We start from the raw sequence: 9,835 nt of genomic DNA on the forward strand, positions 1-9,835 counted from the left end.
TAATCCGGTGGATGATCCGGCTCCGCGGGCGCGAGATGACACGCGCGCGGATCGAAAATGGTCTATGACAGTTTCATGACGGCCCCTCGGGCCGGGCCATTTCCAACCGGTAGCCACTCCCCATGATGCGATGGTTTCGTGCTTTCCTTCCCAAGGAAGAACGGTTCTTCGACCTGTTCGACCGGCATGCCCAAACCGTGATCCAGGGTTCGATCGCGCTCCAGGGCATGCTGAACGGGGGCGAGGAGACGCCGGTCTATTGCCAGCGCGTCAACCAGTTCGAGAATGACGCCGACAACATCACCCGTGAGGTGCTGACGGCGGTGCGCCGCACCTTCATCACCCCGTTCGACCGCGGCGACATCAAGAACCTGATCACATCACTGGACGACGCCATCGACCAGATGCAGCAGACGGCCAAGGCGGTGATGCTGTTCGAGGTCCGCACCTTCGAGCCGCCAATGCGCGAGATCGGCGGGCTTCTGATCGAATGCGCCAATCTGGTGGGCCGTGCGCTGCCGTTGATGCAGTCGATCGGCCCGAACGTCGCCATGCTGACCGCGATCACGGAAGAGCTCGGCAAGCTGGAAGGCCGTGTCGACGATCTCCACGACATCGGGCTGAAGGAGCTGTTTCTCAAGCATCGCGACGGCAACGCCATGGACTTCATCGTCGGCGTCGAGATCTACGACCACCTCGAGAAGGTGGCGGATCGCTTCGACGACGTCGCGAACGAGATCAACAGCATCGTCATCGAGCAGGTTTAGGGCAAGATTGCCGTGGATGCCGCGTTAGGTCTTCCCGTCCTGGTCGGCTTGATCGCCGTCGCGCTGCTGTTCGACTTCCTGAACGGCCTGCACGACGCCGCCAATTCGATCGCGACCATCGTCTCGACCCGCGTGCTGCGGCCGCAATACGCTGTGTTCTGGGCCGCGTTTTTCAATTTCGTCGCCTTCCTGGTGTTCGGCCTCCACGTCGCCCAGACCATCGGCACCGGCATCATCGATCCCGCGATCGTCGATGCCCAGGTTATCTTTGCCGCCCTGGTCGGCGCCATCGTCTGGAACCTCGTGACCTGGGCGCTCGGCATCCCGTCCTCCTCGTCCCACGCGTTGATCGGCGGGTTATTCGGCGCGGGCGTGGCCAAAGCCGGGATCTCCGCGGCGGTTTGGAGCGGATTGTCCAAGACGGTCATTGCGATCGTCCTGTCTCCGCTCGTCGGCTTCGTGCTTGCGATGGTGCTGGTTGCAATCGTCTCCTGGGCGTCGGTGCGCTCGACGCCATTCGCGGTCGATCGCGCCTTCCGCATCCTGCAATTCGCCTCGGCCTCGCTCTATTCGCTCGGCCACGGCGGTAACGACGCGCAGAAGACCATGGGCATCATCGCCGTGCTGCTCTATTCGCAGGGCCATCTCGGCGGCGAATTCTTCGTACCATTCTGGGTGGTGCTGTCGTGCCAGGCGGCGATGGCGATGGGCACCTTGATGGGCGGCTGGCGCATCGTCCGCACCATGGGCCTGCGCATTACCAAATTGACCCCGATGCAGGGCTTTTGCGCTGAGACCGGCGGGGCAGCGACGTTGTTCATGGCGACCTATCTCGGGGTTCCCGTCTCCACCACGCACACCATCACCGGCGCCATCGTCGGCGTCGGCGCAGCTCGTCGTCTCTCGGCGGTCCGTTGGAACGTCGCCAGCTCGATCGTCTACGCCTGGGTGATCACGATGCCGGCCTCGGCCATCGTGGCGGCGCTGACCTGGTGGGCGGTCAAGATCTTCGTCAAGTAACCAGCTTGAGCCCGACAATGCCGGCGACGATCAACCCGATGCTGGCAAGACGCAGGGCCGTGGCCGGCTCGCCGAACAGGAAGATGCCCAGCGTTGCGGTGCCGACCGCGCCGATCCCGGTCCAGACCGCATAGGCGGTTCCGACGGGCAGCGATTTGAGGGCGAGGCCGAGCAGGATGACGCTGCCGGCCATGGCCGCGAGCGTGACGACGGACGGAACTAGCTTGCTGAATCCTTCGGTGTATTTCAGGCCGATCGCCCAGGTAATCTCGAGAAGACCGGCGACGAACAGGATGCTCCAGGCCACGGATGACCCTCCATTCAAGGCAGGGTCGTCCCCGCGGCTGACATATGCTGATGGGCGGGGAGGCCGTCCTCCCCCAGGGCCAGGATGGCCAAGGCCGATATGGGGCTGGCCGGAGGGCTCCGCAATCACCAAATGAGGCTTGATCAGGCCCGTTTTCCCTGCCACACGCTGCCGCCATGTCCGACATCGCCACCCCCACAGCCGAATCGCCGGCCCGTTCCCCGCTTGCCGCCGAAGTGGCACGGCGGCGCACCTTTGCGATCATCTCCCATCCCGACGCCGGCAAGACCACGCTGACCGAGAAGCTGCTGCTGTTCGGCGGCGCCATCAACCTCGCCGGGCAGGTCAAGGCCAAGGGCGAGCGGCGCAACACGCGATCGGACTGGATGAAGATCGAGCGCGAGCGCGGCATCTCGGTCGTGACCTCGGTGATGACCTTCGAGTTCGAAGGGCTCGTCTTCAACCTCCTGGACACGCCGGGCCACGAGGACTTTTCGGAAGACACCTATCGCACGCTGACGGCGGTCGATTCCGCCGTGATGGTGATCGACGCCGCCAAGGGCATCGAGGCGCGCACCCGCAAGCTGTTCGAGGTGTGCCGTCTGCGCGACATCCCGATCATCACCTTCATCAACAAGATGGACCGCGAGAGCCGCGACGTCTTCGAGCTGCTTGACGAGATCGAGAAGACGCTGGCGCTCGACACCACGCCGATGACCTGGCCGGTCGGACGCGGCCGTGACTTCCTCGGCACCTACGACGTCGTCAATGGCGGCGTGCGCCTGCTCGAAGGCGGCGGCGCCAAGACCGGCGCGGCCCAGCAGATCGAGATCGCCGAGCTCGCCAAGCTCAATGCCAATCTCGACGTCTCCGCGGTCAAGGACGAGCTCGAGCTCGTCACCGAAGCGTCAAAACCGTTCGAGCTCGATGCGTTCCGCGAGGGTCATCTGACCCCGGTCTATTTCGGCAGCGCGCTGCGCAATTTCGGCGTCGGCGACCTGCTGGAGGGCCTCGGCAAGTTCGCGCCCGAGCCGCGTGCGCAGGACAGCGACCAGCGCAAGGTCGAGGCCACCGATCCCCGCATGAGCGCCTTCGTCTTCAAGATCCAGGCCAACATGGATCCGAACCATCGCGACCGCATCGCATTCGCGCGCCTGTGCTCCGGCAAGCTCAGCCGCGGCATGAAGGCCAAGCTGGTGCGTACCGGCAAGAGCATGCCGCTGTCGAGCCCGCAATTCTTCTTCGCGCAGGACCGTTCCGTCGCGGACGAAGCGTTCGCCGGCGACGTCGTCGGCATTCCCAATCACGGCACGCTGCGCATCGGCGACACGCTGACCGAGGGCGAGGATTTCAACTTCGTCGGCGTGCCGAGCTTCGCGCCGGAAATCGTCCGCCGCGTCCGGCTCACCGACGCGATGAAGGCGAAGAAGCTGAAGGAAGCGCTGCAGCAGATGTCGGAAGAGGGCGTGGTGCAGGTGTTCCGGCCGCGTGACGGTGCGCCGGCCCTTGTCGGCGTGGTCGGCGCGCTGCAGCTCGACGTGCTGAAGGCGCGGCTGGAGGCGGAATATTCATTGCCGGTCGAATTCGAGGTCAGCGAGTTCCAGCTGGCGCGCTGGGTCTCCTCCGAGGACCGCAAGAAGCTCGACACCTTCATCGCCGCCAACACCTCCAGCATCGCCGACGACGTCGACGGCGATCCCGTGTATCTCGCCCGGAACGAGTTCTATCTCGGCTACACCAAGGAGCGCGCCGAGGGCATCGAGTTCACCAACGTCAAGGACGTGAAGAAGAAGGGGTAGGGTGCGCTCCGACTGGCCGAGCGCGAGCATGTGAACGCGCGCGGGCTTGACGCGTTCGCCAACAATGCCACGTTTCCTCCGGTGACATTGCGGGCTCGCATCATGTGGCGCGGCATCCTCATTCTTTTCGTGCTTGCGGCGTCGATCGTCATCGCCGACGCGCGGCCGCGCCAGATCAATCCGATCCCGTTCTCGCACGAGCCGTGCAGCGTGCTCGACGGCCGGCCCTGCACGCCGTCTTATTGCAGCCCGCTCGAGCCCGGCCCCTGCATTCCCGAGATCGATTATCCCACCGGCCAGAACCTCCAGCTGACGATCGAGAGCGTGCCCTCCGATGCCGACCGCGCCAAATACCGCATGCCGGATCACGATCTCGACACGATCGGCGATCTCTTCGCTGCGCTGCGCAGCTGCTGGTCGCCGCCATCGGACAATGCCCGCGCGGGCATGCAGATGTCGGTGCGCTTCAGCTTCAACAAGGCGGGTGGCCTGATCGGCCCGCCGCGCCTCACATACGCGACCGCGGGCGCGCCTTCCGACATCCGCACCAGCTATCTCAACGCCATCAATGCATCGTTGAACGCATGTCTGCCGCTGAAGTTCACCAGCGGCCTTGCCGGCGCGCTGGCGGGCCGGCCGATCGCGATCCGCTATGTCGACAACCGGGAATTGCCGAACTGAGCCGCTATTGAGTTTAGTTCAAGCGGCATGGCGACCGTGACAGGTATTGTCAGTTCAGCAATTTCCAGCTGTCCAGCTTGCGCACGATGGTTTCCTCGACTTCTTCGATTTTGTCGAATTCCTCGTAGGTCACTCCGTTGAGATCGGATGGCAGTCTCAGCGGTTTCTTCAGCAGGATGGCGACCCGATCGAACGCGCGGAATTTGGCAAAGAGCATCCCCATCTCGAAGATGACATTCTCTCTCGCGCGCACCGCGAGTTGCTCGTTGGGTTTTCCTAAGCGTCCTTCGTCGTCAGGCGTGGCAAGGATGAAGCCTGCCTTGCATGTTCGGATCAGCTCTTCCAGGGCTGACAGGATCGTGGTCGCATTCTTGTCTTCCCGCAGCAGCACCTTCGGATTGACCTTGTTCTGCCGCAAGATCGATTCCAGTTTCTGCCGGCTCCTTTCGTCCCGTCCATGAACGATGAAGACGTTGCGGTCGAGCTGAAGCTCCGGGTGCGGCGTATGCAGGGCGAGTGCAAGAATGTCGGTATAGGCTTCCAGAACGCGCATATCCTCCGGGGAAAACACCTTTTCCTGGATATTGTTATGGAAGCAAGCGACACCAAACGGTTCGCGGCCTTTTCCTAGTTTGATCGGAAAGCACACCATGTTCTGGATGGGGCTGTCGCCAGAGAATTCGCCGCCTTGCGCGCGCGAGAACACGGTCGGCATAATCGTGCGGTAACAACTGCCAGCGATGGTGCCGCGGTAACCCAACGTGGTTGGAAAGCTTGCCCGAGCCTGAGAATCCAGCAGTTCCTTGTCAAACAGGAAGTCGCCTTCGTTGAAGAGGACCAGCCTCTCCATTTTGGGGTGGTCGATCAGGACCGATCCCGCATCGGCCGCCGGGCTGATGGCGATTGCCGTCTCCAGGAAATTGACGACAATCGCCTCCTGTGAACGGCCGTGGGAGGCTCGAAGAAATTCCAATATTCTCGGATCAAAACTGATTTTGTCGGCCATAATAAACCGCCCAATCTATCTGCAATGTCGAGATCATATTCCGCCGGACGCCGAATTCAACAAGAAGTTGTCTTTCGGGGTCTTGGCCCGTAGCTTTGAATTTTCAACGCCAGATTGCCCCGGGGCCATGAGTCGATGGACGCCAGGACCAGCTATTTCCTCTTCCTGCTCACACTTCATTCGTCGCTGCTGATCACCAGCACGATCGCCGGCTCGAAGCTGTTCGCGCTGCCTTTCGGCCTGGACGCCAGTGCGACGGTGTTCAGCTATCTGCTGACCTTCATCATCATCGATACGATCGCTGAGCTGTTCGGCAAGGAGTATTCCAGGCGGGTGATCAATCTGGGCCTGCTCAGCATGGCCTTGTCCGCCGTCTATTTCGAGTTCGCCGCCTATCTCCCGCCAGCTTCCGGCTGGCACCACCAGCAGGATTTCGAAACGGTCGTCAGTTCGTCCGTTCGAATCTGGATCGGAGGCTGGATCGCCTACATGGTCAGTCAGCACTTCGACCTGTCATTCTTCCTCCTGTTGCGCGGAACGGCGTTCGGCAGGAGGTCCGTGGTGCTGTCGGCCTGGCTCAGCCTGATGCTGGCTCAGCTGCTGGACACCGCCATATTCGTATCGATCGCGTTCTACGGCACCGGCATCGTCATTCCGACGATCGTCGGTCAGTATCTGGTCAAGCTGCTCTTCTCCACGATTGCCGCGCCTCTGGTGAAGTTCAGCATCTCGACGGGACGAGACTGGATCGAGGCTCGGAGCGCAAAGCCGATCGGGAAGGATTGATGCATTGCGTTTCGCGGGGTGAAGATGATAGCTGATGGCGTACGGTCTTACGCAAGGGGATGTCATGGGTCTGCTGGTCATGGTCCTGGGGCTGGCGCTGTTCTTCGCGGCCCATATTTTCACGACGAGGCGTGAGGCGCGGGCGCAGGCCATCGCCAGGCTGGGCGAGGGGACCTACAAGATCCTCTACGCCCTGGTCTCGTTCGCGGGGCTCGCACTGATCATCTGGGGCTTCGCGCATTACCGTAGCTCCGGCTGGATCGACGTCTGGTATCCACCGAAGGCGATGAAGCACATCACGGTCGCGCTGATGCTGCCCGCGGTGATCCTGGTGGTCGCCTCCTATTTGCGCGGCCGCATCTATGCGACGCTGAAGCATCCGATGCTGGCCGGCATCAAGCTGTGGGCGGCGGCGCATCTGCTCGCCAATGGCGATCTCGGCTCCATCATCCTGTTCGGCTCGTTTCTGGCTTGGGCGGTCTATGACCGCATCTCTCTGAAGCGCCGCACCGACGCCGGCGGCCCGCCGATTCCGGTCGGCGGCGTCGCCAACGATCTGATCGCGGTGGCGGTCGGTCTCGTCGCCTATCTCGCGCTGGCCTTCGCGTTTCATCCGGTCGTCATCGGCGTTCCCGTCATCGGCGTCTAGCCCGTCAGCACAAGACGTGATCCGGATATCCGTGCGCGGAAGGTGACAAAGCAGCAAGCGGAGGGCGTTCAGATGGACTGGTCGCAATCTCAGATCCCGACGATGCGGCGCGAGGCGCGCTTTGGCGATCGCGTGGTGCCGGCCTTTTGTGACCGGCCGGCGAGCCTGTGGGCGATGATCGCGGAGGCCGGCGTCCGAAATGCCGATGGCGAGGCGCTGATCGCCGGCAATGTCCGGCTGAGCTGGCGGCAGGCGGTGGAGCAGGCGAGGCGGATCGCGACGGGGTTTCGCAAGCTGGGATTGCAGCGCGGCGATCGTGTCGCGATCCTGCTCGGCAACCGCATCGAATTTCCGCTGCTGCTGTTCGCCGCCGCGCATGAAGGGCTGGTGACGGTGCTGCTGAGCACGCGCCAGCAGAGGCCGGAGATCGCCTATGTGCTCGCCGATTGCGGCGCGAAGATCCTGGTCCACGAGGCCTCGCTCGCCCAGCGGCTGCCCGGTGCGCAGGACGTGCCCGATCTGGTCCACCGCATTGCCATCGACGACGATCCCGCTCGCTCGCGCTTGGCCGTGCTCGCCGACAACGCTCCGGCCGCGGCGCCGGTCGAGGTGAGCGAAGAGGACACCGCGATGATCCTCTACACGTCGGGCACCACAGGCAAGCCGAAGGGCGCGATGCTGGCCCATTGCAACATCGTTCATTCCTCGATGGTGTTCGTGTCCTGCCTGCAATTGACGCAGGCGGACCGCTCGATCGCCGCGGTGCCGCTCGGCCATGTCACCGGCGTCGTCGCCAACATCACGACGATGATCCGCAGCAGCGGCGCGCTGATCATCATGCCCGAGTTCAAGGCCGCCGATTACCTCGAGATCGCCGCGCGCGAGCGCGTCACCTACACGGTGATGGTGCCGGCGATGTACAATCTCTGCCTGCTGCAACCCGATTTCGACGGCTACGATTTGTCGAGCTGGCGCATCGGCGGCTTCGGCGGCGCGCCGATGCCGGTCGCCACCATCGAGAAGCTCAAGGTGAAGATTCCGGGCCTGAAGCTGATGAACTGTTACGGCGCGACCGAGACCACGTCGCCCTCGACGATCATGCCGGGCGAACTGACCGAGCGCCATATCGACAGTGTCGGCCTGCCGTGTCCGGGTGCGCGCATCGTGGCGATGGGCCCGGACGGGCGCGAGCTGCCTCCTGGCGAGATCGGCGAGCTCTGGATCCGGAGCGCGTCCGTCATCAAAGGCTATTGGAACAACCCCAAAGCTACCGCCGAGAGCTTCACGGGCGGATTTTGGCACTCCGGCGATCTCGGTTCGGTCGACGCGGACGGGTTCGTCCGTGTATTCGACCGGCAGAAGGACATGATCAATCGCGGCGGCCTGAAGATCTATTCGGCCGAGGTCGAATCCGTCCTGGCCGGACACCCCGCCGTGGTCGAGAGCGCGATCCTCGCCAAGGCCTGCCCGGTGCTGGGGGAGCGCGTTCACGCCGTGGTGGTGACGCGCCAGCCGGTCGCGGACAGCGACTTGCGGGCCTGGTGCGCCGAGCGCCTGTCCGACTACAAGGTTCCCGAGACCATGGCGATCACGGCGGACCCGCTGCCGCGCAATGCCAACGGCAAGGTGCTGAAGCGGCAGTTGCGCGAGCTCCTGGGAGCCTGAGCCGGGCAGGCGCACCCGGGCTCTCCCGGGTGGTTAACGCCTTGATCGGGCTCGCTTTGCCTTGCCAGCGCCATATCGTTAGGGTACCCCGCCGCCACGTGGGGGACGGGATTCCTGACGCGAACGCATCGGCGCGCGTACCCGGACGGGCATGGGATTAGCATAAGTGTCTGAATTATTTGACGAAGTCGACGAGGAAGTACGTCGCGAACAGCTCAAGAAGCTGTGGGACAGATATTCGATCTACTTCATCGCCCTGATGGTGCTGGTCGTGGCGGCCGTCGGCGGCTGGCGCGGCTACCAATATCTGGAGGCCAAGAAGGCCGCCGAGGCCGGCGCCGCCTTCGAGAAGGCTGCCGAGCTGTCCGAGCAGGACAAGCACGCGGAGGCGGAGGCTGCCTTCACTGAGCTCGCCGCCAAGGCGCCGTCGGGCTATCGCACCCTGGCGCGGCTGCGCGCCGCCGCCGAGGCCGCGAGCCGCGATCCCAAGGCCGCCGCCAAGATGTACGACGACCTTGCTGCCGACCGCAGCGTGGGCGGTGAGTGGCAGGATCTGGCGAAGATCCGTGCCGCCGGCCTGCTGCTCGACAGTGCCAGCTATGCCGACATGCAGCAGCGGCTGGAATCCTCCGCCGCGCCGAAATCGACCTTCCGCCACAGCGCCCGTGAGATGCTGGCGCTGTCGGCCTGGCGCAACAACGACATGACCGCGGCCCGCAAATGGCTCGACGCGATTGGCGAGGATGGCGAAACGCCGCCCGGCCTGCGCTCGCGCGCCGAGGCTCTCCAGGCTCTGCTGCCGCCCGTCGCAAAGAGCTGACCAAGAAGCTGACCGCCGGGCCCTCTGACGTAACGAGACACACAAGATGCGCCGCACGCCACGCTTGATCGCAGCCGCCGTCCTGATCGCCTTCACCGGCGTGCTGGGCGGCTGCTCGAGCTTCGATCCAAGCGATATGCTCGACTTCCTCGACACCAAGAAGAAGCTGCCGGGCGACCGCAAGCCGGTCTTCCCGGAAGGTGTCCCGGGCCTCGAGCAGGGCGTGCCGAAGGAGCTGTACAAGGGCGCGCAGCAGCAGCCCGATCCGAATGCGCCCGCCGTCGCGGCCTTGCCAGCGGAGCCGCCGCCCGAGCCGGCCAAGCCGGCGAAGGGCG

General features: G+C 63.9%; 10 protein-coding genes and 1 pseudogene. 9 read left to right on the top strand and 2 right to left on the bottom strand.

The genetic code is table 11. From position 1 onward, the window contains the following. Positions 1-122 precede the first annotated feature (122 nt). Together SE92_RS01125 and SE92_RS01130 are read left to right on the top strand one after the other, a co-directional pair. Positions 123-767 carry a DUF47 domain-containing protein gene (locus SE92_RS01125; RefSeq protein WP_028136881.1) on the top strand — a complete coding sequence of 215 codons (645 nt, stop codon included), beginning with the start codon at positions 123-125 and terminating at the stop codon, positions 765-767. A gap of 12 nt (positions 768-779) precedes the next feature. Beyond that, positions 780-1,787: an inorganic phosphate transporter gene (locus SE92_RS01130; RefSeq protein WP_063194093.1), complete on the top strand. Its 1,008-nt coding sequence runs from the start codon at positions 780-782 to the stop codon at positions 1,785-1,787. Here SE92_RS01130 and sugE read toward each other — a convergent pair. Then, positions 1,780-2,094: a quaternary ammonium compound efflux SMR transporter SugE gene (gene sugE, locus SE92_RS01135; protein WP_063194094.1), complete on the bottom strand. Its 315-nt coding sequence runs from the start codon at positions 2,092-2,094 to the stop codon at positions 1,780-1,782. The two genes, SE92_RS01130 and sugE, sit on opposite strands and share 8 nt — an antisense overlap. Before the next feature lie 176 nt (positions 2,095-2,270). On the opposite strand from sugE, the gene SE92_RS01140 reads away from it, so the two are divergent. Further along, on the top strand, positions 2,271-3,893 hold the full coding sequence (locus SE92_RS01140; protein WP_063194095.1) for a peptide chain release factor 3: 1,623 nt from the start codon (positions 2,271-2,273) through the stop codon (positions 3,891-3,893). A 102-nt stretch (positions 3,894-3,995) separates the two neighbouring features. Next, positions 3,996-4,574 carry a UCP034077 family protein gene (locus SE92_RS01145; RefSeq protein ID WP_063194096.1) on the top strand — a complete coding sequence of 193 codons (579 nt, stop codon included), beginning with the start codon at positions 3,996-3,998 and terminating at the stop codon, positions 4,572-4,574. A gap of 49 nt (positions 4,575-4,623) precedes the next feature. Here the strand turns inward: SE92_RS01145 and SE92_RS01150 are convergent, their stop codons facing one another. Beyond that, entirely contained in the window at positions 4,624-5,580 is a 957-nt protein-coding gene (locus SE92_RS01150) for a TIR domain-containing protein (RefSeq protein ID WP_084251726.1), read from the bottom strand. Between the two features lie 135 nt (positions 5,581-5,715). On the opposite strand from SE92_RS01150, the gene SE92_RS01155 reads away from it, so the two are divergent. The 5 genes and pseudogenes from SE92_RS01155 to SE92_RS01175 all read left to right on the top strand — a co-directional run. Next, on the top strand, positions 5,716-6,366 hold the full coding sequence (locus tag SE92_RS01155; RefSeq protein ID WP_063194098.1) for a queuosine precursor transporter: 651 nt from the start codon (positions 5,716-5,718) through the stop codon (positions 6,364-6,366). 64 nt (positions 6,367-6,430) lie between these two features. Further along, the gene (locus SE92_RS01160; protein ID WP_063194099.1) at positions 6,431-7,015 is read left to right on the top strand and encodes an NnrU family protein; all 585 of its coding nucleotides are present in this window, start codon (positions 6,431-6,433) and stop codon (positions 7,013-7,015) included. Between the two features lie 72 nt (positions 7,016-7,087). Then, positions 7,088-8,680: a class I adenylate-forming enzyme family protein gene (locus SE92_RS01165; protein ID WP_063194100.1), complete on the top strand. Its 1,593-nt coding sequence runs from the start codon at positions 7,088-7,090 to the stop codon at positions 8,678-8,680. A gap of 166 nt (positions 8,681-8,846) precedes the next feature. Then, positions 8,847-9,500 carry a tetratricopeptide repeat protein gene (locus SE92_RS01170; protein WP_063194101.1) on the top strand — a complete coding sequence of 218 codons (654 nt, stop codon included), beginning with the start codon at positions 8,847-8,849 and terminating at the stop codon, positions 9,498-9,500. Positions 9,501-9,546: 46 nt separating this feature from the next. Continuing rightward, a pseudogene (locus tag SE92_RS01175) lies at positions 9,547-9,835 on the top strand (hypothetical protein); the annotation flags it as partial.

The sequence above is a fragment of the Bradyrhizobium sp. AT1 genome, assembly GCF_001590795.1.
Classification (GTDB): domain Bacteria; phylum Pseudomonadota; class Alphaproteobacteria; order Rhizobiales; family Xanthobacteraceae; genus Bradyrhizobium.

Excerpts from the sequence above, each read along its gene's own strand:
- SE92_RS01125 (WP_028136881.1), top strand. The coding sequence starts at position 123 with ATGATGCGATGGTTTCGTGCTTTCCTTCCCAAGGAAGAACGGTTCTTC.
- SE92_RS01140 (WP_063194095.1), top strand. The coding sequence starts at position 2,271 with ATGTCCGACATCGCCACCCCCACAGCCGAATCGCCGGCCCGTTCCCCG.
- SE92_RS01145 (WP_063194096.1), top strand. The coding sequence starts at position 3,996 with ATGTGGCGCGGCATCCTCATTCTTTTCGTGCTTGCGGCGTCGATCGTC.
- SE92_RS01150 (WP_084251726.1), bottom strand. The coding sequence starts at position 5,580 with ATGGCCGACAAAATCAGTTTTGATCCGAGAATATTGGAATTTCTTCGA.
- SE92_RS01155 (WP_063194098.1), top strand. The coding sequence starts at position 5,716 with ATGGACGCCAGGACCAGCTATTTCCTCTTCCTGCTCACACTTCATTCG.
- SE92_RS01160 (WP_063194099.1), top strand. The coding sequence starts at position 6,431 with ATGGGTCTGCTGGTCATGGTCCTGGGGCTGGCGCTGTTCTTCGCGGCC.
- SE92_RS01165 (WP_063194100.1), top strand. The coding sequence starts at position 7,088 with ATGGACTGGTCGCAATCTCAGATCCCGACGATGCGGCGCGAGGCGCGC.